The organism is Streptomyces sp. 4N124, from assembly GCF_052245395.1.
Lineage (GTDB): Bacteria > Actinomycetota > Actinomycetes > Streptomycetales > Streptomycetaceae > Streptomyces.
Genome location: NZ_JBQQBS010000037.1, coordinates 69507 through 92787 on the forward strand (window position 1 = coordinate 69507; position 23281 = coordinate 92787).

The window sequence follows — 23281 nt, forward strand, 5'->3', positions numbered from 1 at the left end:
CAGTGCCCACCTACCAGTACCAGTGCACCGAGTGCGGCGAGGGCCTCGAGGCGGTGCAGAAGTTCACCGACGACGCCCTGACCGAGTGCCCCAGTTGCCAGGGCCGCCTCAAGAAGGTGTTCTCCGCGGTCGGCATCGTCTTCAAGGGCTCCGGCTTCTACCGCAACGACAGCCGCGGCTCCTCGTCGAGCAGCTCCCCGGCGTCGCCGAAGGCGTCGGCGTCCTCCTCGGACTCCTCGACCACGTCGTCGTCCTCGGACACGAAGTCGTCGAGCACCGGCACCTCGTCGAGCTCCGGCACCTCGTCCAGCAGCAGCTCCGCCGCGTAGGACGCGCAAGCCCCGCACACCGGACCCTGTCGTCGTAGGACGGCGGGGTTCCCGGCATTTCCGGAGCCCCTCTCTGCGCCCGGCCGGGGCCAGCTAGTGTGCTGGTCATGGCGAACGCAGAGATCGGTGTAATCGGGGGCTCCGGCTTCTATTCGTTCCTCGACGACGTGACCGAGATCCAGGTGGACACCCCTTACGGTGCGCCCAGTGACTCGCTCTTCCTCGGCGAGATCGCCGGGCGGCGGGTCGCCTTCCTGCCCCGGCATGGACGCGGCCACCATCTGCCGCCGCACCGCATCAACTACCGAGCCAACCTGTGGGCACTGCGGTCGGTCGGCGTACGTCAGGTTCTCGGCCCGTGCGCGGTGGGCGGCCTGCGTCCCGAGTACGGACCCGGCACGCTGCTCGTGCCGGATCAGCTGGTCGACCGTACGAAGTCCCGGGCGGGGTCGTACTTCGACGGGCTTCCGCTGCCCGACGGCACCCTGCCGAACGTGGTGCATGTGTCCCTGGCCGACCCCTACTGCCCCACGGGGCGGGCGGCGGCGCTGAAGGCGGCGCGGGGGCGTGACTGGGAGGCGGTGGACGGCGGCACGCTGGTGGTGATCGAGGGGCCGCGCTTCTCGACCCGTGCCGAATCGTTGTGGCACCGGGCGCAGGGCTGGTCCGTGGTGGGCATGACCGGGCACCCCGAGGCGGCGCTGGCCCGTGAACTCGAGCTCTGCTACTCGTCGTTGACCCTGGTCACCGACCTCGACGCGGGCGCCGAGACCGGCGAGGGCGTCTCCCACGACGAGGTTCTGCGGGTGTTCGCGGCGAATGTGGACCGGCTGCGGGGCGTGCTGTTCGACGCCGTCGCCGCGCTGCCCGCCACCGAGGAGCGGGACTGCCTGTGCACGACGGCGCTGGGCGGGATGGATCCGGGGTTCGAGCTGCCGTAGCGGCGGGGGCAGCGTGCTCAAGATGACGCGGGTGGCAGGGCGGAACTTCCCGTTCGGGTGAGGGAGTTGTCCACAACCCGCCAGTAGCGCACGGGCCTCAGCGAGCGGCGGCGCGAAGCCTCATCGTGACGTGGAAAGCCGATTCCTCGTCATGCACAGGTGGTGGTCCGCATGTCCTTCGCGTCTCCTCCCTCTTCCTCGCCCTCTCCCTCTCCGATTTCGCCTCGTCCGCTCGGCACCGACGCTCCCGCCACCTGCGAGGTGCCGCACTTCGCTCCCGTGCGGGTGCGCGGTAGTCGCTGTCAACTGCACCGTCTCGTACGGCACCGGAGGCGGGCCGTGGCAGCCGGGCTCGCCGTCACCGCGGCGGCGCTCGTCGCGGCGGGCCCGCGGGAGTCCGACCGGGCGCGGGGGCACCCGGTGGCCGAGCCGGTACGCCAACACCGCGCGGTCGAGCGGGTGTCCGCGCCGGTGCGGATCGCTGACGGAGAGACGGTCCGGCTGCTGCGGCCCGGCGACCGGGTCGACGTCATCGCCGCCGAGGAGACCGCGACGGGCGGTGACGCGCATGTGGTCGCTCGCGGGGCGCGGGTGACGAAGGTGCCCGAGCCTGTGGACTCCGCCGGTGAGAGCGGGGCGTTGGTCGTCCTGTCGGTGCCGCGCGCCACGGCGGCGGGTCTCGCCGGTGCCAGTGCGACGGCGCGGCTGGCGGTGACACTGTGCTGAGCCGGGCGGTTCGCCTTCTGCGCACGCTGGTGTCAAGTCGCTCGTTCAAGCTACCCAGTGGGACATGGCGGCCCCGGGCTGACGTAGGTTGCGGAGCGTTTTGTTCCACAGCCTGTGTGCGCGAGGAGAGGCTCCGCGGTGAGCGAGAAGAAGGATCCGAGCATCTGGGAGGGCTTCAAGGCCTTCCTGATGCGCGGGAACGTGGTCGACCTGGCGGTTGCGGTGGTCATCGGCGCCGCCTTCACCAACATCGTCAACGCGGTGGTGAAGGGGATCATCAACCCGCTGGTCGGAGCGATCGGCACGAAGAACCTCGACAACTACAGCTCCTGTCTGAGCGACAACTGCCAGGGCGATCAGGGCATCCGGCTGCTGTGGGGCTCGGTCCTCGGCGCGACCCTGAGCTTTGTGATCACCGCGGCGGTCGTCTACTTCCTGATGGTGCTGCCGATGGCGAAGTACCTGGCCCGCCTGGAGGCCCGCCGGAAGGCGAAGGAGGGCGCGCACGAGGTCATGGAGGTGACCGAGCTGGAGGTGCTCAAGGAGATCCGCGACGCCCTGGTCGCACAGCGCGGCTCGGGGCACAACGAGCAGTAACCGCGGAGGTCAGGCGGGCGGGAGCCTGCTGGACCCCGAGGGCCTGCTGGACCTGCCGGACTCAGAGGTGGTGCGGCGGCTTCTCGTCCAGGAAGCGCTTGAGGTCGGCCGCGCTGCTGCCGTCGGCGCCGGGCCGCTCGCCCCAGCCGCTGTCCGTGTCGTCCGAGGACTGCTGGTCCAGCGGGTCGTCGAAGATCAACGCGGGCTTGGGGGCGGGCTGCTCGGGGTCGGGGCCGGTGCTCATGCCTTCAGGGTACGGCCGCGGGCGACCGCTCCCACCCATGTCTCGCCTGACCTGGCCTTTCGCAGGCTCTCCGGGTCCCCCGGTCCTTGTGAGGCCTTCACAGGAATTTTGGCGGGTTATCTGCTGTGCTTGGACTCATGACGTCCAGCCCGACTCCGGCGCCCACCTCCCCCGGCCAGCCAGAACGCCGCCGACCGCTGCGCAGCCTCACCGCCCGCGGTCGCGACGAGGCGCACCGGGTCGCCACGCCGCTGGAGCTCTTCTTCGACCTGTGCTTCGTCGTCGCCATCGCGCAGGCGGGCCTCCAGCTGGTGCATGCCGTCGCCGAGGGGCATGCGGGCGAGGGGATCCTCTACTACGCGATGTCCTTCTTCGCCATCTGGTGGGCGTGGATGAACTTCACCTGGTTCGCCTCGGCGTACGACAACGACGACGTGCTCTACCGGGTCGTCACCCTGATCCAGATCGCGGGAGTCCTGGTCCTGGCGGCCGGGGTCTCCCGGGCCTTCGAGGACCACGACTTCCTGGTCGTCACCCTGGGCTACGTGATCATGCGGCTGGCCCTGGTGACACAGTGGCTGCGGGCCGCGCAGTCGGCCGACGGCCCGGAGAGAACGATGGCCCGGCGGTACGCCGGTGGTGTGCTGTTCTGCCAGATCGGCTGGCTGGTGCTGCTGGCCGTGCCCGACGACGCCCTGCCCTGGGGCTTCCTGGTCATGGCGATCCTGGAGATGTGCGTGCCGCCGTACGCGGAGAAGGACTTCACCACGTCCTGGCATCCACACCACATCTCCGAGCGGTACGGGCTGTTCACCATCATCGTGCTGGGCGAGACGATCGCGGCGGCCACGATCGGGGTGAAGACCGGCATCGACGAGAACGACGCGCTGGGCGAGCTGCTGCCGATCGCCGCGGGCGGGCTGCTGATCATCTTCGCCGCCTGGTGGATCTACTTCGTGGTGCCGATCCACGGCCATCTGCGGAGCAACGGACAGGCGTTCCTGTGGGGGTACGGGCACTACCTGATCTTCGCGTCGGCGGCGGCGATCGGCGCCGGCCTGGAGGTGGCGGTCGAGCAGTCCGTCGGCAAGGCGCATATCTCCACGCTGGCGGCGTCGGCCGCGGTGACGCTGCCGACGGCGCTGTATCTGCTGACCGTCTGGGCGCTGCATTCCCGCCACTTCAAGGTGGGCATCGCCCAGCAGCTGGTGCTGCCGACGGCCGCCCTGCTGGTGATCCTCTGCACCTTCCTGGGCGACTGGGCGGTCCTCGCGGCAGGCGTCGTGCTGGCGCTCACGGTGGCGACCGGAGAGACGATGACGGCGCACCTGACCGCGCGGGAACGCAGGGAGAGCACGACGGCCCCGGCGGCGTGAACCGGCCGCAGGGGCGGGCGCACGGGCGAGACTGGGTCCCATGACAGTTGACGCATTGACGGACGTGGCCGGTGTGCGGGTGGGACACGCGACGCGCACCGGCGGCGGTTGGCTCACCGGCACCACGGTCGTGCTCGCCCCGGAGGGCGGGGCCGTGGCCGCGGTGGACGTGCGCGGCGGCGGGCCCGGCACCAAGGAGACCGACGCGCTGGACCCGCGCAACCTGGTGCGGAAGGTCGAGGCGATCGTGCTGACCGGGGGCAGCGCGTACGGGCTCGACGCGGCGTCCGGCGTGATGGCCTGGCTGGAGGAGCAAGGGCGCGGAGTACGCGTGGGCGCCGATCCCACGCATGTCGTGCCGGTGGTGCCCGCCGCCTGCGTCTTCGATCTGGGGCGGGGCGGCGACTTCCGGGCCAGGCCGGACGCGGCCACCGGCCGGGCCGCGGTCGAGGCTGCCGCGGCGAGCGAGCTCGGCGCGCGGGTGGAGGAAGGGTGCGTGGGCGCCGGTACGGGTGCCACGGTCGGTCCGGTCAAGGGTGGCGTCGGCACCGCGAGCGTCGTCCTCGACTCAGGGTTCACGGTCGCGGCGCTGGTGGTGGCGAACGCGGCGGGTTCGGCGGCGGATCCGGAAACGGGGGTGCTGTACGGGGAGTTGTTCCAGGGGCGGGTGAGCTATCCGGAGGCGCGGGTCCACGAGGCCGCGCGTCGGCGGCTCGCCGAGATCGCGGCCAAGAACGCGCCCCCGCCGCTCAACACCACGCTCGCGGTGGTGGCCACGGACGCGGACCTGTCGAAGGCGCAGGCCCAGAAACTGGCCGGCACGGCGCACGACGGCATCGCGCGCGCCGTACGGCCGGTGCATCTGCTCAACGACGGGGACACGGTGTTCGCGCTGGCGACAGGAGAGCGCGCCCTGGACGCCGAGCAGCCGCTCGCCCTGAACGAGGTGCTCGCGGCGGGCGCGGACACGGTGACGCGGGCCATCGTGCGGGCCGTGCGTGCCGCCGAGTCGGTGGACGGGCCGGGCGGGGCGTGGCCGTCGTACCGGGAGCTGTACGAGCGCTGACTCCGAAGATCGTCCAAGGGCGACTACGACGGCTGAATGAGAGGTAACTCACAGGGCAGTACGCGGAATTGTCCCGGTTCTGTCACGTGATGGCGTTCACGGCGCTCGCTGGGAACCCGACCGGGGGCCGATCCCCTCTTTCTCCACGGACTGGAGCGGATCACGCACATCACATGAACCTGGAGCAGCTAGTGACAACGCCGGACATAGCAGCACGGCGCGCACTGGGGGCCAGTGCCGTCCTGATGGTCGGCGCCCTCACTCTCACCGCGTGCGGCGGCAGCGCGAACGCCAGCAACGACGGCAAGGGCGGCGCGGACAACCCGAAGACGTCCGCCGCGAAGATCGTCATCTCGGCCAAGGACGGCTCGACGAGCGCGTCGATCAACACGACCGGCGTGAAGGTGAGCGGCGGCAAGCTGACCGACGTGAAGATGACGGTCGCGGGCGCGGGGACGGCCGTACCGGGAGAGGTGTCCGCGGACGGCTCCGGCTGGAAGCCGAAGGAGCAGCTGGAGCGGGGGACGAAGTACCAGATATCGGCGACCGCCAAGGACTCGAAGGGCAAGACCGCCGCCGCCAACTCCATCTTCACCACGGTCAGTTCGGCGAACAGCTTCATCGGGACGTACACGCCGGACGACGGGAAGACGGTCGGCGCCGGGATGCCGGTGTCGTTCAACTTCGACAAGGTGATCAGCGACAAGAAGGCCGTGCAGTCGCACATCACCGTGACGTCGAGCAGCGGGCAGAAGGTGGTCGGGCACTGGTTCGGGGCGCAGCGGCTCGACTTCCGGCCCGAGGAGTACTGGAAGGCCGGTTCCAAGGTCACGATGAAGATCGACCTGGATGGCGTGGAGGGCGCGAACGGCGTCTACGGCGTGCAGAAGAAGACCGTCACGTTCACGATCGGCCGGTCGCAGGTCTCCACGGTCGACGTCAACACGCAGACCATGACGGTCGTACGGGACGGCAAGACGATCAAGTCCGTGCCGATCTCGGCGGGCAGCGCTCAGCACACCACGTACAACGGGCAGATGGTGATCTCGGAGAAGTTCACGCAGACGCGGATGAACGGCACGACGGTCGGCTTCGGCGGGGAGTACGACATCCCGGACGTGCCGCACGCGATGCGACTGACGACGTCGGGCACCTTCATCCACGGCAACTACTGGTACAACAAGGGCAATCCGCCCTTCGGGCGCGAGGGCACCAGTCACGGCTGTGTCGGTCTCGCGGATGTGCAGGGCGCGCAGGGGGACACCCAGGCCAAGTGGTTCTACGACAACTCGCTGGTCGGGGACGTGGTGATCGTCAAGAACTCCCCCGACAAGACGGTGGCGCCGGACAACGGGCTCAACGGCTGGAACATGTCGTGGAGCCAGTGGCTCGGGGGAAGTGCCGACTGAGCGCCGCGGCAGCATAACTTCTTGCTGACCAGCATGTTTTGACGGATCATCGGGCCGCGTGGGAACTTCCCACGCGGCCCACGCGTTTTCCGAGCGTACGTTTTCTCGGTTCCCGGACATGATGTCCGACCGAGGGGCTACGGTATGCACCCACAAGGTGACATGCAGCAACGCCGGGAGAAACCTTGAGCGTTCCGTACGAGACGGCAGCGTACGAACCACCCGAGTCGCCCGAGTCTCCGGAGGAGCACCTCGCGCGACTCCTCGGCCGTGCCCTGAACTCCTTCGAGCTGCCCGACGAGACGATCCGGCGGCTCGACTGCGCGCTGGCGCACGACAGCTCGCTGCACTCCGCGCACCACAGCGCGGGACTGCACCGCGAGACATACCGGCACACCTGGCTGCTCGCCGACGGCTCCGCGCTCACCCTCTGGGAACTCGTCCACAACACCGCCCCGGGCCGCGACGCGCAGCACGAGGTGTACGTCGACGAGGAGGAACTGCGCGCCGCCACCGCCCGGCTGCCGCTGCCTCCGGACGCCCCGGACTTCGAACTGCCCGTGATGGTGCAGCTGTCCCCGATCCCGGTGCCCCGGCACGCGTACATGCACGACGACTCGGCGGACCACGCGCGCCGACTGCTGCGCCGCGCGGAGAACCCGGACCGGCCGGGGGCGGACACGGCCGCGCTGCTGACCACGGCGTTCGCGCACCAGATCACGCAGGCCTTCGGACGCCCGTGCCGGGCGGGGCGCGCGGGACTGGGTTACGCGCTGTACGAGCACGCGTTCCTGCTGCGCGACGGCGAGGAGATCTCCCTGTGGGAGGTCGAGCACACGGCGACGCCGGACGGGCGGCACATGTGCGAGGTCTACGTCACCGAGGACGCGGCCCGGGACGCGATGGAGCGGCGGGCGGCACGGGTCTCCTGAGGCGCGTGACATGTGACGCGTGACATGTGACGCGTGACATGTGACACAGCACTGTCAGATGTATCCGGACGGCCCACCGCGCCCACCACAAGCGGACATGCGATCGGCCGCGAGCCTCCGAAGAGGACCCGCGGCCGACCGCACCGTGCTGCGTACGCGGCTACACCACCGTCACGCCGCCACCGGCTGCTTCGCCTCCGCCGGTGCCGCGGGCGAACCCGCTGTCTCGGCGGTCACCGTGCCCGGGACCGTCTTGCGCAGACCCTTGAGGATGATCACCAGGGTGGTCGTGACGCCCACGCCCGCGGCGATGGCGACCAGGAAGAGGAACGGGTTGCCGATCAGCGGGACCACGAAGATGCCGCCGTGCGGGGCGCGCAGCGTGGCGTCGAAGGCCATCGACAGGGAGCCGGTGACCGCGCCGCCCACCATCGACGCGGGGATCACCCGCAGCGGGTCGGCCGCGGCGAACGGGATCGCGCCCTCGGAGATGAAGGAGGCGCCGAGGACCCAGGCGGCCTTGCCGTTCTCGCGCTCGGTCGGGGTGAAGAGCTTCGCGCGCACGGTCGTCGCCAGTGCCATGGCCAGCGGCGGAACCATACCGGCCGCCATCACGGCCGCCATGATCTTCATCGCCGAGTCGCTGGGGCTCGCGACCGCGATGCCCGCCGTGGCGAAGGTGTACGCGACCTTGTTGACGGGGCCGCCGAGGTCGAAGCACATCATCAGGCCGAGCAGGGCGCCGAGCAGGATGGCGTTGGCGCCGGAGAGCCCGTTCAGCCAGTCGGTCATGCCCTTCTGGGCCTCGGCGATGGGCTTGCCGATCACCACGAACATCAGGAAGCCGACGATCGCGGAGGAAATCAGCGGGATCACCACGACCGGCATGATGCCGCGCACCGCCGGGTGGATCTTGACCTTCTGGATGGCCATCACCACGCCACCGGCGATCAGACCGGCGGCCAGACCGCCGAGGAAGCCCGCGTTGATGGTGAGGGAGATCGCACCGCCGACGAAGCCGGGCACCAGGCCCGGCCGGTCGGCCATGCCGTAGGCGATGTAGCCGGCCAGGACCGGGACGAGGAACTGGAAGGCCACGCCGCCGATCTGGAAGAGCAGCGCGCCCCAGCTGTCGACCTGGCCCCAGTCGAAGTGCTCCATGACCGACGGCGCCTTGTTGACCTCCCAGCCGCCGATCGCGAAGCCGAGGGCGATCAGCAGACCGCCCGCAGCGACGAAGGGGACCATGTAACTGACGCCGGACATCAGCCACTTGCGCAGCTTGGTGCCGTAGCCCTCGCCGGAGTCACCGGCGCGATCGACCGGCGTGCCCGCGCCGGAGGACGCCCCCGCGGTCTTCTCGCCGCGCGCCGCCTTCCCGCGCACCTCGGTGATCAGCTCGCCGGGCCGGTTGATGCCCGCCTTCACGCCGACGTCGACGGTCGGCTTGCCGGCGAAGCGGTCCTTCTCCCGTACGGGTACGTCGTGGGCGAAGATCACACCGTCCGCCGCCGCGATGACCGCCGGGTCGAGCCGGGTGAAGCCGGCCGAACCCTGCGGCTCGACGACGACCTCGACGCCCGCCTCGCGGCCCGCGTTCTCCAGCGACTCGGCCGCCATGTAGGTGTGCGCGATGCCGGTGGGGCAGGAGGTGACGGCGACGATACGGAAGGGGCGCTCGCCGGAGTCGGACGACGTGCCCGGCTCCGTGCTGACCGCTGCGGCGCCGGCGGAGGCCGCCCCCGGCGCCGCAGCGGTGTCTTCGGGGGCGCTCTCAGCACCCTGCGCGCCCTGCGCACCCCGCACGCCCTCGGACGCGCCCTCCGCGCCGCTCTCCACCGTCGGCGCCTCGTCCCCACGGATCAGCGCCGCCGCGGACCCCGCGTCGCCCACCGACCGCAGTGCGTCCGTGAACTCGGTGTTCATCAGCTGCCGGGCCAGCGACGAGAGGATCGTCAGGTGGGCGTCGTCGGCGCCGGCGGGCGCGGCGATCAGGAAGATCAGGTCGGCCGGCCCGTCCGCCGCACCGAAGTCGATGCCGTCCGCGCTGCGCCCGAAGGCGAGCGTCGGCTCGGTGACGTGCTCGCTGCGGCAGTGCGGGATGCCGATGCCGCAGTCGAGGCCGGTCGGCATCTGTGCCTCGCGGGCGGCCACGTCGGCGAGGAAGCCCTCGAGGTCGGTCACCCGGCCCTGGGCGACCATGCGCTCGGCGAGGGCTCGGGCCGCCGCTTCCTTGGTGTCGGCGGACAGGTCGAGATCGACCAGGTCCGCGGTGATCATGTCGCTCATCGCGGGCTCCTTCGCACGCGTATCGCCCGGGGACTGCGGTGGGCGCTTCGGGGGACGGGGATGCTGTGGGGGGCTTCGGGGGGTGCGGAGGCGGGGCCGGGGAAACCCCGCCTCCGCCGGTCGGCAGGGCGGCTCAGGGTGCCCTGCCGACCGTCGGCCGCGGCGAGTAACGGGGTGCTTCGCCGCATCAAGGCCGGTCCGTGCGGTGTCGCCGATGACGCCATGGCCGTAGCGGCCATCGTCGTAAAAGTCATCAATGCCGCAAAAGCCGTGAGCGGCATGAAAGACATCACATCGGTCATGACACCGGTTCCTTCAGTACGCGGTCCACCGGCACCTCGGCCGTGACCGTCACTGCGGCCGGGTCCAGGTCGCCGGGTGTCGGCATCACGCTGCCGGGCAGCTGGACGGCGGCCGCGCCGTGTGCGACGGCGGAGGCGAGGGCCTCCGGGCCGCTGCCGCCGGCGATCAGGAACCCGGCGAGCGAGGAGTCGCCGGCGCCCACGTTGGAGCGCACGGCGTCCACGTGCGCGCTGCCGAACCATATGCCCGCGCTGTCCACGAGCAACTGCCCGTCCGCGCCCAGGCTCGCCAGCACGGCCCGCGCGCCCATCTCGCGCAGCTCCTCGGCCGCCTTCACCGCGTCGCCCACCGTCGCCAGCGGGCGTCCGACGGCCTCCGCGAGTTCCTCGGCGTTCGGCTTCACCACGTCGGGCCGCTCACGCAACGCCGCCAGCAACGCGGGCCCGGAGGTGTCCAGCGCGATACGTGCGCCCATGGCGTGCGCCCGCGCGACCAGTTCGGCGTACCACGACGGCGCGAGCCCCCGCGGCAGGCTCCCGCAGCACGCGATCCACGCGGCGTCCAGCGACTGCCTGCGCACCGTCTCGAAGAGCAGCTCCTGCTCCTCGGCCGACAGCTCCGGGCCCGGTGCGTTGATCTTCGTGAGCACCCCGTCCGCCTCCGCGAGCGCGATGTTCGAGCGGGTGGGCCCGGCGACCGGGACCGGCGCGACCTCGATGCCCTGCGCGTCCAGCAGATCCGCCACGAGCGCGCCCGGCGCACCACCCAGGGGCAGCACCGCCACCGAGCGCTGCCCGGCTGCTGTGACGGCGCGCGAGACGTTCACGCCCTTGCCGCCGGGGTCCATGCGCTCGCCGGTGGCGCGGATGACCTCGCCGCGCTCCAGCGAGGGGACCTCGTAGGTGCGGTCGAGGGACGGGTTCGGGGTGACGGTGAGGATCATGCGCGCACTACTTCCGTGCCGCCGCGCTCGATCGCGGTGGCGTCTTCGGGGCTCAGCCCGCTGTCGGTGATCAGCAGGTCCACATCGCTCAGGTCGCCGAACCGGGCGAAGTGCTCCTGGCCGTGCTTGGAGGAGTCGGCGAGCAGCACCACGCGGCGGGCGGCGGCGAGGGCCGCGCGCTTGACCGCGGCCTCGGCGAGGTCGGGGGTGGTCAGGCCGTGGTCGGCGGAGAAGCCGTTGGCCGCCACGAAGAGGACGTCCGCCCGGATCTCGCCGTATGCGCGCAGCGCCCAGGCGTCCACGGCGGCGCGCGTACGGTGCCGTACGCGCCCCCCGACGAGATGGAGCTGGATGCCCGGGTGGTCGGCGAGGCGGGCCGCGATCGGCAGGCTGTGGGTGACGACGGTGAGGGAGGCCTCCAGCGGGATGGCCGCGGCGAGCCGCGCCACCGTCGTACCGGCGTCGAGGATCATCGTGCCCTCGGTCGGCAGCTCGGCGAGGGCCGCCTTGGCGATGTGGTCCTTCTCGTCGGCGGCCGTGGTCTCGCGTTCGGCGAGGTCCGGCTCGAAGTCGAGGCGTCCGGCCGGGATGGCCCCGCCGTGCACCCGGCGGACCAGGCCGGCGCGGTCGAGTGCCTTCAGATCACGCCGGATCGTCTCCGCCGTGACCTGGAACTGCTCGGCCAGGGACACCACGTCCACGCGCCCGCCGTCACGGGCGAGGCGGAGGATCTCCTGCTGCCGCTCCGGTGCGTACATGCCCGTTCACCTCCGACTCATGCCCGAACTTGTGGTTTCAGGTCGGGAGGCTACGCCCGGATTTCCGGAAAGTAAACAGGGTCGGACCTCATCCGGGCATGAACGGACTTCGGGCCTTGTCACATGTGACATAGCACTAAGCCATATGTGACATAGCACCGCTCGGAGGGGCCCGGCGCCGACAGCGGCACCGAGCCCCTCCGAGCGGACGCACCCCCCGCCTACGACACCAGCTCAGGCTCCCGCTCCCCCACCTGCACCTCGGCCTCCGCCCCCTCCACATGCTGAGCCGGCCGCTTCGGCAGCGCGAACATCAGCAGGAAGATCGCGCCCATCACCGCGGCCACCCACCCCAGCGCGTACTGGAAGGCGTCCACGAAGGCCGGGCCCACCTCGGCCGGCGCCAGCCGCTCGCTGATCCGGCCGAAGAACACCACCGACACCAGCCCGAGCCCCAGCGCGTTCCCCATCTGCATCACGGTGTTGATCAGTCCCGACGCGGAACCGGCGTGCTCGCGCGGCACCTCCGACAGCACGGCGTCGGTCAGCGGGGCGAAGATCAGGCCCATGCCCGCACCCATCACGATCAGGGGCAGCGCCATCTGCCAGGAGGCGATACCGAGGCCGTACCGCTCGGACTCCCACAGGTAGAGCAGGACACCCGCCGCCATCGTCAGCGCGCCCGCCTGAAGCACCTTGCGCCCGAAGCGCGGGACCAGCTTCTGCACCGACATCCCGGCCGCCACCGACACCGCGATCGAGAACGGCACGCCCGTCAGCCCCGCCCGCAGCGGGCTCCAGCCCAGCCCGGTCTGCATGTACAGCGTCCACACCAGGAAGAAGACACCGAGCCCGATCCCGAACACCGTCTGCACCGCGATACCGGCCGCGAAGCTCTTCACCTTGAACAGCGACAGCTCGACCAGCGGGGAGCCGTCCCGCGCGGTCTTCCGCTTCTCGTACGCCACCAGCGCCGCGAACACGACGAGCGCGCCCGCCATCGACACGTACCCCCACAGCGGCCAGCCCAGCTCACGGCCGCGGGTCAGCGGGTAGAGCAGCATCAGCAGACCCAGCGTCACCAGGCCGACGCCGACGAGGTCGAGCTTGAGCGCCCGCGGCGCCCTGGACTCGGTGATGAAGCGGCTGCCGAGGATCAGGCCGGCGATGCCGACGGGCAGGTTGATCAGGAAGATGGGCCGCCATTCGAGGCCGAAGAGGTTCCACTCGGTCAGCAGCGCACCCAGCAACGGACCGGAGACGGCTCCCAGACCCACGATCGCGCCGAACAGCCCGAACACCTTGCCCCGCTCGTGCGCCGGGAACGTCGCGTGCACGATCGACAGCACCTGCGGCACCATCAGCGCCGCCATCGCGCCCTGCAGGATCCGCGCGGCGACCAGCATCTCCGGGTTCGCCGCGAAGCCGCACAGTGCCGACGCGAGCGTGAAGCCGCCGATGCCGACGAGGAACACCCGCTTGCGGCCGTGAATGTCGCCGAGCCGTCCGCCGGTGATCAGGCCGGCGGCGAAGGCGAGCGCGTAACCGGCCGTTATCCACTGGATCTGGCTCCAGGAGGCGCCGGCTTCCTGCCGGATCGACGGGATGGCGATGTTGACGATCGTGACGTCGACGAGGTCCATGAAGGCCGCGGTCATCACGATCGCGAGGGCGAACCAACGGCGGCGGTCCGCTGGAGCGGCCGGCACGTGCGGTGAGGTCTCGGTGGAAGTCATGTCCTCAAGTTAGAACCGCACTAGGTCAGATCGTGTCCTAGTTCTACGGCATCCTCGAACTCATGACGACGGACACTCCGGCCCGGCTCCTCCAGTTGCTCTCCCTGCTTCAGACGCCCCGCGAATGGCCCGGCGGCGAGCTCGCCGACCGGCTCGGCGTCTCCCGCCGCACGGTCCGCAGGGACGTCGACCGGCTGCGCGAACTGGGCTATCCGGTACAGGCGACCATGGGCGCCGACGGCGGCTACCGGCTGGTCGCGGGCAAGGCGATGCCACCGCTCGTCCTCGACGACGAGGAGGCGGTGGCGATCGCGGTCGGACTGCGGGCCGGCGCGGGGCACGCGGTGGAAGGGGTCGACGAGGCCTCCGTACGGGCCCTGGCCAAGCTGGAGCAGGTGCTGCCGTCCCGGCTACGGCACCGCGTCTCCACCCTCCAGGCCGCGACCACACCGCTGACCAGCGGCGACGGGGCGAGCATCGCGCCCGAGACGCTCACCGTGATGGCGTCGACCGTGGCCGGGCGGGAGCGGCTGCGGTTCGCCTACCGGGCGAAGGACGGGACCGAGTCGCGACGGCTGACCGAGCCGTATCGGCTGGTGTCGACGGGGCGCCGCTGGTACCTCGTCGCCTACGACCTCGATCGCGCCGACTGGCGTACGTTCCGCGTCGACCGCGTGAGCGAACCCTTCGCCACCGGCGCGAGGTTCGCTCCGCGGGAGCTGCCGACGGGGAGTGCGGCGGAGTATCTGCGGCAGTCGATCCGGGGGCAGCAGGACACCTACGCCTTCATGGTCACGTTCGCCGACTCCGCCGAGGCGGTGGGTGCACGGCTGCCGGCCTGGCTCGGGGCACCCGAGCCGCTGGGCACGGACCGATGCCGGCTGCAGGCGACCACGAGCGATCCGGTGGAGTGGCTGGCGGTACGGCTCGCAATGCTCGGGGTCGATTTCGCGGTGCAGGCGCCTACCGAACTGGTGGAGTGCGTACGGGAGTTGGGCGGGCGGTTGAGCCGGGCGGGCGGGGTGTGAAGCGCCCCGAAGGGGCGCGGGGCTGTATTGGATTTGCGGCTACCGCCGCGTGGGCGCGACCAGCCACAACGAACCCGCAGACGAACAACGACCTATCGCTGCCCCCAAAACCCCCGCACCGCCGCCAAGTTCCGCAACGCCAACGCGGCCGGCCCATCCGGTCCCGTCGCCGGTGCCTCGCCCGATGCCCAGGACTCGACCGCCACACGCACCGCGGCGCCGGCGACGGCAGCGGCGTAACGGAGTTCGGGGGACATCGCGGAGCGCTCGGCAACGTTGTCGTCGCCCTCCGCGACCCCACCCCGCTCCCCCAACACCACAGCCAGCGAGGTCTCGGACGCCAGACACACCTCGCCCCACACCTTCCGCAGCCCGGGGCTGGTCATGGCCAGGCGGACCAGCGTGCGGACCCACTCCCAGGACGCGGCAGAGACCCCCGCACCCGGCGTGAGGGTGTGCCGTACGGCGTGTTCCAGGGCCTCGGGGAGCGGCAGTTCGGCGGGTGCCTCCCGTACGGCCTCGGCCCAGCGCTGGGCGCCCGTGGTGTAGAGGGGGGCGACGGCCTCCTCCTTGGTCGCGAAGTAGCGATAGAAGGTGCGGGGAGCGATGCCCGCGGCCTGGGCGATGTCCTCGGCGCGGGTGGCCCGCAGACCCTGGGTGACGAAGAGACGGGCCGCCGCCCTGGCGATCTCCATCCGGGTCTCCGCCTTGCGTCGCTCGGTCAGCGACATCGGCGCGGACCCGGAGGGCGTCGCGGAGGCGGCCCGGTTCTGTGCGGGGGTGGGACTACTCACATTCGGCAGGCTATGCCCATGTGACACAATCTGCCATTCGGCGGGCCACCCCGTGGTTCAGGTACGGGGTGGCCTGCCTTCCAGCATGCCTTGGCAGGGGGAGGCCGGGGCAGAGCCGGGCCCCGGCGCCCGGGGGGAGGGGCACCGGAACCCGGCTCGGGGAGAGTCCCGGCGCCGGGGGGAGGGCGTCGGGACTTGGTTCAAAGGGGGTCGATGGTCTTGTTCCCGCGACCCCACGGGTTGAAGCGGCGTTAAACACGCCATGTTTGCGCGGTCTTTCGCCACCAGCGCACGCGCCCCCCGAGGCCGTACGCCGCCCGACGCGCGCAGCGTGCCACGCGCGCCGGACCCGAAACAGTGTGTCCTACAGGTCTCTTACAGGTCTCTTACGCCGCCGCGTCGAACCCGGTGTCCCGGGCCAGCTTCTTCAACTCCAGCAGGGCGTGCTTCTCGATCTGCCGGATCCGCTCGCGCGTGAGGCCGTGCTCCTTGCCGACCTCCGTCAGCGTGCGCTCCCGGCCGTCCTCGATGCCGTACCGCATCTTGATGATCGAGGCGGTGCGCTGGTCGAGGCGGCTGATCAGGTCTTCCAGTCCCTCGCTGCGCAGCAGCGTCAGCACCGACTGTTCGGGCGAGACCGCGGAGGTGTCCTCAAGCAGGTCGCCGAACTGGGTGTCGCCGTCGTCGTCCACCGACATGTTGAGCGAGACCGGGTCACGGGCCCAGTCCAGGACGTCCGTCACGCGCTCCGGCGTCGAGCCGAGTTCGGCGGCGATCTCGGCGGGCTCCGGCTCGCGGCCGTTCTCCCGGTTGAACTCGCGCTGGATGCGGCGGATCCGGCCCAGCTCCTCCACCAGGTGGACGGGCAGCCGGATGGTGCGGGACTGGTCGGCTATCGAGCGGGTGATGGCCTGGCGGATCCACCAGGTCGCATACGTCGAGAACTTGAAGCCCTTGCGGTAGTCGAACTTCTCCACCGCGCGCACCAGGCCGGCGTTGCCCTCCTGGATGAGGTCCAGCAGGGGCAGGCCGCTGCGGGGGTAGCGGCGGGCCACGGCGACGACCAGGCGGAGGTTGGAGCGGATGAAGACGTCCTTGGCCCGCTCACCCTCGGCGATCAGTGCCTCGAGCTCCTCGCGGGAGGCGTCCACCTGGGACTCCGCCTCGCCGTCGAGGACCTGTCGCGCGAACACACCCGCCTCGATGGTCTGAGACAGCTCGACCTCCTTGGCGGCGTCGAGCAGCGGTGTGCGCGCGATCTCGTCGAGGTACATGCCGACCAGGTCGCGGTCGGCGATCTCGCCGCCGTGGGCGCGAACACTGCGTGCCGCGTCGGTCCCGCCCTTGGCGGACTGACGACGGGCGACGGCACCGGTTGCCATGCGTGCTCCCTTGCGATGGTGAGGTCAGCGGGTGGTCCTTCGGATGCCCGGTTCTACGCCTCGGGTGGCTCTTCGGTTCACTCCTCGGGTGCCCTGCATCCGATGGAAACAACGACTGGAATCAGGACAGAATTCCCAACCCGCACCTCTATTTTTCTGATCATGCAGTACCCTGTGCCGCCACACGAGGAGGCGTGATGTCGTCGGAACGTACAGAGGTGCAGGTCAGGCCGGGAGTCGAGGGCGACCTCGAAGCCCTCACCGACCTCTACAACCACTATGTACGTGAGACGCCCATCACATTTGACACGGCCGTCCACATTCCGGAAGAGCGCCGCCCTTGGCTGCTCTCCCACCCTGAAGACGGCCCGTACCGGCTGATGGTTGCCACGGCGGTGGACTCACAGGAAATTCTGGGCTACGCCACATCCAGCCCTTACCGTGCGAAGCCCGCCTACGCGACCTCCGTCGAGGTCACGGTGTACGTCGCCCCCGGCGCGGGCCGCCGCGGCATCGGCACGCTCCTCTACAAGGCCCTCTTCGAGGCGCTGGCCGGCGAGGACCTGCACCGGGCCTACGCGGGCATCGCCCAGCCCAACGAAGCGTCCACGCGGCTGCATGAACGCTTCGGATTCCGGTACGTCGGCACGCACCGCGAGGTGGGCCGGAAGTTCGGCCGCTACTGGGACGTCGCCTGGTACGAGAAGGATCTGTAGGCCACTCGAATCAAGGCGCCAGTCGAACCGAGGTCACCCGAACTGAACGGACCGCTTCGCCATTCCCATCCAGAACCCGTCGATCACCGACTTCTGCGCGTCCAGCTCACCGGCCGCGTCCGCCGCGCCCAGCGTCACGAACAGTGGGGCGAAGTGCTCGGTGCGCGGATGGGCGTAGCGGCCGGCCGGGGCCTTGTTCAGGAAGTCCAGCAGGGAGTCCACGTCATGGGACTCCAGCGCGCTCCGACCCCAGTCGTCGAACTCGGACGACCAGCGCGGCACTCCCCCGCCGGTGTGCCGCAGCGCGGCCAGGTTGTGGGTGAAGAAGCCGGAGCCGACGATCAGTACGCCCTCGTCGCGCAGCGGCGCGAGCTTGCGGCCGATCTCCATGAGCCGGACCGGGTCGAGGGTCGGCATGGAGACCTGCAGGACCGGGATGTCGGCAGCGGGGAACATCTCCACCAGCGGGACGTAGGCGCCGTGGTCGAGGCCGCGGTCCGGGACGTCCTGCACGGGCACGCCCGGAGCCCGCAGCAACTTCCGTACGGACTCGGCGAGTTCGGGGGCACCCGGGGCGTCGTAGCGCACCTGGTAGTAGTGCTCGGGGAAGCCCCAGAAGTCGTAGACGAGCGGGACCGGCTCGGTGGCGCCGAGGGCGAGCGGGGCCTCCTCCCAGTGGGCGGAGACCATCAGGATCGCCTTGGGGCGCGGCAGGTCGGCGGACCAGGCGGCGAGTTCGCCGGGCCAGATCGGGTCGTCCGCGAGCGGTGGGGCGCCGTGGCTGAGATACAGGGCGGGCATGCGCTCCTGAGTGGCGGCGGACATGACGGCGACTCCCTCCGACGAACTGCTGCTCGAACTATTGCTTCAACTCTGAAACATCCCTTCTGAATCCTACGCCTCGTTTGTTTAACCTTCAAGAAGAGCCCTCGTACAGTGGAGTACATGAACATGGCACCGACATCCGCAGAAGATGCGCCCGCGGCGGAGGAGCCCCGTTGGCTCACCGCCGACGAGCAGCGCACCTGGCGCTTCTACCTGCACGCCACCACACTCCTCGAGGACCACCTCGACCGCCAGCTCCAGCGTGACGCGGGCATGCCGCACATCTACTACGGCCTTCTGGTCGCCCTTGCCGAGGCCCCCGACCGCCGGCTGCGGATGACCGAGTTGGCCATGAACGCGAAGATCACCCGGTCCCGTCTCTCCCACGCGATCGCGCGCCTGGAGAAGAACGGGTGGGTACGGCGGGAGGACTGCCCCTCCGACAAGCGGGGCCAGTTCGCGGTACTGACGGAGGAGGGCGCGGAGGTGCTGCGCCGCACCGCGCCGGGTCATGTCGAGGCCGTGCGCCAGGCCCTGTTCGACCGGCTCACCCCGGACCAGCAGAAGGCCCTCGGCGAGATCATGCAGATCATCGCGGAGGGGCTCCAGCCGAGCGAGGCGGGTGCGGATTTGCCTTGGCTCCGCTGAGGGCTCTGCAGTTCGTCGGCTGCGGGCCGGTGGGGGCTTGTCGCGCCCACGCGGCGGTAGCCGCAAATCCAATTCAGCCCCGCGCCCCTTACGGGGCGCTGCCATAAAAGGGTCGGACCCGCCCCGGCTCCGGTGCGCGGAGTCGGGACGGGTCCTGGGATTCGTACGTACGAGAGCGTCCCCTCCCCCGTACGTACGAGTCGGTCCCGAAGGGGGTCGTCGGCTCAGTGGGCGACGACGGGTACCGCCACCTCATCCTCGACGCCTTCGGCAGATCCGGCCACCGCGGAGGTGTCGGGCTTTCCGGCGTTGACGAGGACCATGACGATGACCGCGGCGAGCACCAGCATGCCGACGGCGAACCAGATCGCGTTGGTGTAGCCGTGCACCTGGCCCTGAAGCTGGACCAGCTGCTGCTGGGAGCTGGAGGTCGCGGAGCCGATGTGGTCCGCGATGTAGGTGGTCGTGGCCGACGCGGCGATCGTGTTCAGCAGGGCCGTACCGATCGCGCCGCCCACCTGCTGCGAGGTGTTGACCATCGCGGAGGCGACACCGGAGTCCCGGGGCTCGACGCCCAGGGTGGCCAGGGACATGGCCGGCATGAAGGCCGTACCCATGCCGAGGCCGAGCAGCAGCATCGCCGGCAGGATCGTCGAGTTGTACGACGAGCCGATCTCCAGCTGCGTCATCAGGAGCATGCCGATCGCGGCGACCAGGAAGCCGGGGCCCATCAGCAGCCGGGCCGGAACCCGGGTCATCAGGCGCGTGCCGATCTGGGTCGAGCCGACCATCATGCCGACGATCATCGGCATGAAGGCGAAGCCGGTCTTGATCGGCGTGTAGCCCTTCACGATCTGCAGGTAGTAGGTGAGGAACAGGAACGTGCCGAACATCGCGATGATCGCGATACCGAGCGAGAGGTAGATCCCGCCACGGTTGCGGTCGGTGATCACGCGCAGCGGCAGCAGCGGGGCCTTGACCTTGGCCTCGGTGATGACGAACGCGATCAGCAGCACCGCCGACGCGACGAACATGCCGACGGTCACCGAGTCGCCCCAGCCGTCGGACTCGGCGCGGGTGAAGCCGTAGACCAGCGCGACCAGGCCGAGGGTGGAGAGCAGAACGCCGGGGATGTCGAGCGGGTTGCGGTTGCGGCCGCCCTCCGGCTCACGGATGACGAAGTACGCACCGAGGGCCGCGACGATCGCGAACGGGATGTTCACGAAGAACGTCCAGCGCCAGTCCATGTACTCGGTCAGCACACCGCCGAGGATGAAGCCCACGGCACCGCCACCACCGGCGATCGCGCCGTAGATGCCGAACGCCTTGGCGCGCTCCTTGGCGTCCGTGAACATCACGGCGAGCAGGGAGAGAGCGGCGGGCGCGAGCAGTGCGCCGAACACGCCCTGGAGGGCACGGGCGCCGAACATCATGGCCTCGTTGGTGGCCGCACCGCCGAGCGCGGAGGCACCGGCGAAGCCGATCAGGCCGACCACGAAGGCGCGCTTCCGGCCCCACAGGTCGGCGACCCGGCCACCGAACAGCAGCAGTCCGCCGAAGGCGAGGGCGTAGGCCGTGACGACCCACTGCCGGTTGCCGTCGGAGATGCCCAGGTCCTGCTGGGCCGAGGGCAGCGCGATGTTCACGATGGTCGCGTCGAGCACGACCATCAGCTGGGCGAGCGCTATGAAGACGAGCGCTTTCCAGCGGTTGGCGTCGCCGGACGAGGCCGGGGCGCCGGGAGCCTTTGAGGCTGTTTCAGACATGGGGATACCCACTTCGGGACTTCGGGACGGAAAAACGGTGAGGTAAGGGAACGACTGGTCAAGGGAACGGCTCGTCGTCACTGACGGCCGGAAGCTGTGTGTCGTGACTGACTGGCGTGACGCTCTGAACTAATCGGTCAGGCTGGGCTCCGCAGGTCCTCCATCGTTGAGGCCACCCCCGGCAGGACCGAGCGGGCCGGGGCCCGCAGTCCGTCCAGGAAGAGCTGCAGGTGCCGGTGGACGAAGCGGTCGAGGCTCATGCAGCCGACGCCGGCCGGGGGCCGGCTCAGCTGGGCCACGGCGAGCATCACGTCGCCGACGGCCACATCGGGGCGGAGCTGGCCCGCCTTCTGGGCGCGCTCCATGACCTCTTCGATGAGCTGCTCGACCCGTTCTCGCGCCGCCTCCAGGTCGGGGTGGTGCTGGTCGAAGGTGCCGGAGATCATCGGGCACAGCGCGCTGATCCGCTCGTCGGCGGCGGCGTGCACAAAGCGCTCCAGCGCCTCGAAGGCATCCCCGGTCTCCGCGAGCGCCTGGTGCGCGGCCTCTGCCGTACGGTCCATGACCGAGCAGACGACCTCGCGGACCAGCGCGTCACGGTCGGGGAAGTTGCGGTACACCGTGGCATTGCCGACGCCGGCCCGGCGGGCGATCTCATCGAGCGGCACATCAGGGCCGAACTCGGTGAACATCTCGCGGGCGGCGGTGACGATCCGCTCCCGGTTGCGCAGGGCGTCGGCGCGCGGCCGGGTCACCTTCTTCTGCACGGGGGTCGCGGTCTGCACGGCGTACTCCTCGATTGACTCTGGTGCGATCCGGGGAAGCTCTCCCCGCTTCGCGCGGACACAGGTCTAAACGGGGAAACGATCCCCGGTTATTTCCCGCTCTCGAAGAAACATCCTGTGACCTGAGTCACATCTCTACTGGCGGGAAACGCACGTTCGGCCCCTCCAGCGCGCGCCCGCCCCATCCACCGCCCCAGGGTGATCGAAAGGGCGCAGCCGGTGACCTGCGGCTGCCCGAAGCGAAGGGGGCCGTGCATGCCGCAGCCGACCGCCACCCGTCGGATACGCCCGCGTCGCCTGGCCGCCCTCGCGTCCGTGACCGTCCTGACCTTCGCGGTCAGCAACGCGGCCGGTACGGGGCACCTGGCGGCGACCTCCACGACGGCCGGCGCCGGCTCGATCACCCTGGCCCGCTCCGCGGCCCACGGCCCCTGCATGATCACCGGCGGCCCCCAGGTCCAGATGTCGGAGGGCGTCCCGACCCCCCGCGGCTACTCCCGCTCCACCGGCACCGTCCGCGCCCTCACCCTCATGATCGACTTCTCCGACGCCCCCGGTCAGGGCACCGCGCTCGACCGCTACGCCGAGTTCTTCCCGCAGACCCAGGAATGGTTCCGCACCAGTTCCTACGGCCGCCTGGACTACCGCCCCGAGACGCCCATACGCCAGTGGCTGCGCATGCCGAAGTCGTTCCGGGCGTACGGCATAGAACGCGGCGCCCCCTTCGATCCCGGCTACCGCGACCTGGTCCAGGACCTCGTCGCCGCCGCCGATCCCAAGGTCGACTTCACGTCGTATGACTTCCTGAACGTGCTGATCACTCCGAACGCCGGCCCCTCCGCGCTGGACACCGTCCTGTCGGTGACCTTCGCCGGCAACACCGAGGCACCGGTCGCGGACGGCAGGCCGGTGGCCAACGCGTCCTTCGTCTACTCCCGCCAGGACGACGGCTCCGGCACCTACGGCAAGACCGGCTACCGCGTCCTGCCCCACGAGAACGGCCATGTCTTCGGCCTGCCCGACCTCTACACCCAGGAAGGCGGGGCCGCCGTCGGCCACTGGGACATCATGAGCGAGGACTGGGGCGCCAACAACGACTTCCTCGGCTGGCACAAATGGAAGCTGGGCTGGCTGGACGCCACCCAGGTCAGCTGCGCGGCCGACACCGGCACCAGCGACCACACGCTCACCTCCTTGTCCCGCGCGGGCGGCCCCAAGCTGGTCTTCGTCCCGCTCGACGCCCGCACCGGCTACGCGGTCGAGCTGCGCACCCGCGGCGGCAACGACGAGGCGGTCTGCCGCCCCGGCGTGCTGATCTACAAGGTCGACGCGACGGTGGACACCGGCCGGGGACCGGTGACGGTGTACGACTCACGCCGGCACAGCGGCGGCTGCACCCGCAGCCCGAACGTCCACGCGGAACTGTCCGACGCGCCCTTCACCCCGGGCGAGGACTTCCGCGACCCCCGGCACGGCATCCGGATCGCGGTGACGGACGCGGATCCCGGCGGGGAGCACCGGGTGCGGGTGACACGGGGGCCGAGGCCGACGCGGAAGTGAGGGAAGTTCCCCGCGCCCCTTAGGGGCGCGGGGAACTGCGCGACCAGCCACGACGAACCCGCAGACGACCGACCACCCATCGCGGCACTTTCTGCCTGCAGGGCTGGGGGAACGGAAACGCGCGCGGG

22 protein-coding genes are annotated in these 23281 nt (G+C 70.5%); 12 read left to right on the forward strand and 10 right to left on the reverse strand.

From position 1 onward, the window contains the following. Positions 1-2: 2 nt before the first annotated feature. The 4 genes from ACTWQO_RS31175 to mscL all read left to right on the forward strand — a co-directional run bounded on the left by ACTWQO_RS31175 (position 3) and on the right by mscL (position 2593). A complete protein-coding gene (locus ACTWQO_RS31175; RefSeq protein ID WP_443240714.1) occupies positions 3-329 on the forward strand; it encodes an FmdB family zinc ribbon protein in 327 nt (108 codons plus the stop codon). Between the two features lie 107 nt (positions 330-436). Next, complete coding sequence (locus ACTWQO_RS31180; RefSeq protein ID WP_443240715.1) at positions 437-1270, forward strand: S-methyl-5'-thioadenosine phosphorylase; 834 nt, start codon at positions 437-439, stop codon at positions 1268-1270. A gap of 171 nt (positions 1271-1441) precedes the next feature. Next, positions 1442-1996, forward strand: coding sequence for a hypothetical protein (locus ACTWQO_RS31185; RefSeq protein ID WP_443240716.1), 555 nt, complete (start codon positions 1442-1444; stop codon positions 1994-1996). 138 nt (positions 1997-2134) lie between these two features. Then, positions 2135-2593 carry a large conductance mechanosensitive channel protein MscL gene (gene mscL / locus ACTWQO_RS31190; protein WP_443240717.1) on the forward strand — a complete coding sequence of 153 codons (459 nt, stop codon included), beginning with the start codon at positions 2135-2137 and terminating at the stop codon, positions 2591-2593. 61 nt (positions 2594-2654) lie between these two features. Here mscL and ACTWQO_RS31195 read toward each other — a convergent pair whose 3' ends face one another. Further along, on the reverse strand, positions 2655-2837 hold the full coding sequence (locus ACTWQO_RS31195; protein WP_443240718.1) for a hypothetical protein: 183 nt from the start codon (positions 2835-2837) through the stop codon (positions 2655-2657). Positions 2838-2974: 137 nt separating this feature from the next. Between ACTWQO_RS31195 and ACTWQO_RS31200 the strand changes: the two genes are divergently transcribed. From ACTWQO_RS31200 to ACTWQO_RS31215, 4 genes are all read left to right on the forward strand, one after another. Beyond that, on the forward strand, positions 2975-4213 hold the full coding sequence (locus tag ACTWQO_RS31200) for a low temperature requirement protein A (RefSeq protein ID WP_443240719.1): 1239 nt from the start codon (positions 2975-2977) through the stop codon (positions 4211-4213). A 40-nt stretch (positions 4214-4253) separates the two neighbouring features. Further along, the gene (locus tag ACTWQO_RS31205; RefSeq protein WP_443240720.1) at positions 4254-5279 is read left to right on the forward strand and encodes a P1 family peptidase; all 1026 of its coding nucleotides are present in this window, start codon (positions 4254-4256) and stop codon (positions 5277-5279) included. Positions 5280-5452: 173 nt separating this feature from the next. After that, positions 5453-6688, forward strand: coding sequence for a L,D-transpeptidase (locus tag ACTWQO_RS31210; protein ID WP_443240721.1), 1236 nt, complete (start codon positions 5453-5455; stop codon positions 6686-6688). A 185-nt stretch (positions 6689-6873) separates the two neighbouring features. Continuing rightward, positions 6874-7620, forward strand: coding sequence for a DUF6227 family protein (locus ACTWQO_RS31215; RefSeq protein ID WP_443240722.1), 747 nt, complete (start codon positions 6874-6876; stop codon positions 7618-7620). A 171-nt stretch (positions 7621-7791) separates the two neighbouring features. Here ACTWQO_RS31215 and ACTWQO_RS31220 read toward each other — a convergent pair whose 3' ends face one another. The 4 genes from ACTWQO_RS31220 to ACTWQO_RS31235 all read right to left on the reverse strand — a co-directional run bounded on the left by ACTWQO_RS31220 (position 7792) and on the right by ACTWQO_RS31235 (position 13649). After that, the gene (locus ACTWQO_RS31220) at positions 7792-9909 is read right to left on the reverse strand and encodes a PTS fructose transporter subunit IIABC (protein ID WP_443240723.1); all 2118 of its coding nucleotides are present in this window, start codon (positions 9907-9909) and stop codon (positions 7792-7794) included. Between the two features lie 298 nt (positions 9910-10207). Next, positions 10208-11155: a 1-phosphofructokinase gene (gene pfkB / locus ACTWQO_RS31225; protein WP_443240724.1), complete on the reverse strand. Its 948-nt coding sequence runs from the start codon at positions 11153-11155 to the stop codon at positions 10208-10210. After that, on the reverse strand, positions 11152-11913 hold the full coding sequence (locus ACTWQO_RS31230; protein ID WP_443240725.1) for a DeoR/GlpR family DNA-binding transcription regulator: 762 nt from the start codon (positions 11911-11913) through the stop codon (positions 11152-11154). The genes pfkB and ACTWQO_RS31230 overlap by 4 nt, the downstream gene beginning before the upstream one ends. A gap of 221 nt (positions 11914-12134) precedes the next feature. Further along, positions 12135-13649: an MFS transporter gene (locus ACTWQO_RS31235; protein WP_443240726.1), complete on the reverse strand. Its 1515-nt coding sequence runs from the start codon at positions 13647-13649 to the stop codon at positions 12135-12137. Positions 13650-13711: 62 nt separating this feature from the next. Here ACTWQO_RS31235 and ACTWQO_RS31240 point away from each other — a divergent pair, with 62 nt between their 5' ends. After that, complete coding sequence (locus tag ACTWQO_RS31240) at positions 13712-14677, forward strand: helix-turn-helix transcriptional regulator (protein WP_443240727.1); 966 nt, start codon at positions 13712-13714, stop codon at positions 14675-14677. A 92-nt stretch (positions 14678-14769) separates the two neighbouring features. Here the strand turns inward: ACTWQO_RS31240 and ACTWQO_RS31245 are convergent, their stop codons facing one another. Both ACTWQO_RS31245 and ACTWQO_RS31250 read right to left on the reverse strand, forming a co-directional pair. Beyond that, positions 14770-15471: a TetR/AcrR family transcriptional regulator gene (locus ACTWQO_RS31245; protein ID WP_443240728.1), complete on the reverse strand. Its 702-nt coding sequence runs from the start codon at positions 15469-15471 to the stop codon at positions 14770-14772. Positions 15472-15857: 386 nt separating this feature from the next. Then, positions 15858-16853 (reverse strand): sigma-70 family RNA polymerase sigma factor, encoded by a 996-nt coding sequence (locus tag ACTWQO_RS31250; RefSeq protein ID WP_443240729.1) that lies wholly within the window; start codon positions 16851-16853, stop codon positions 15858-15860. 197 nt (positions 16854-17050) lie between these two features. On the opposite strand from ACTWQO_RS31250, the gene ACTWQO_RS31255 reads away from it, so the two are divergent. After that, positions 17051-17569, forward strand: a complete 519-nt coding sequence (locus ACTWQO_RS31255) for a GNAT family N-acetyltransferase (protein WP_443240730.1) — start codon at positions 17051-17053, stop codon at positions 17567-17569. 33 nt (positions 17570-17602) lie between these two features. On the opposite strand, the gene ACTWQO_RS31260 is transcribed toward ACTWQO_RS31255, so the two are convergent. Next, a complete protein-coding gene (locus ACTWQO_RS31260) occupies positions 17603-18394 on the reverse strand; it encodes a dioxygenase family protein (RefSeq protein ID WP_443240731.1) in 792 nt (263 codons plus the stop codon). Between the two features lie 120 nt (positions 18395-18514). On the opposite strand from ACTWQO_RS31260, the gene ACTWQO_RS31265 reads away from it, so the two are divergent. Continuing rightward, complete coding sequence (locus tag ACTWQO_RS31265; protein ID WP_443240732.1) at positions 18515-19042, forward strand: MarR family winged helix-turn-helix transcriptional regulator; 528 nt, start codon at positions 18515-18517, stop codon at positions 19040-19042. Between the two features lie 224 nt (positions 19043-19266). Here the strand turns inward: ACTWQO_RS31265 and ACTWQO_RS31270 are convergent, their stop codons facing one another. Continuing rightward, on the reverse strand, positions 19267-20808 hold the full coding sequence (locus tag ACTWQO_RS31270; RefSeq protein ID WP_443240733.1) for an MFS transporter: 1542 nt from the start codon (positions 20806-20808) through the stop codon (positions 19267-19269). A 137-nt stretch (positions 20809-20945) separates the two neighbouring features. Continuing rightward, a complete protein-coding gene (locus ACTWQO_RS31275; RefSeq protein ID WP_443240734.1) occupies positions 20946-21593 on the reverse strand; it encodes a TetR/AcrR family transcriptional regulator in 648 nt (215 codons plus the stop codon). A gap of 255 nt (positions 21594-21848) precedes the next feature. Between ACTWQO_RS31275 and ACTWQO_RS31280 the strand changes: the two genes are divergently transcribed. Further along, positions 21849-23153, forward strand: a complete 1305-nt coding sequence (locus tag ACTWQO_RS31280; protein WP_443240735.1) for a M6 family metalloprotease domain-containing protein — start codon at positions 21849-21851, stop codon at positions 23151-23153. Positions 23154-23281: the final 128 nt, after the last annotated feature.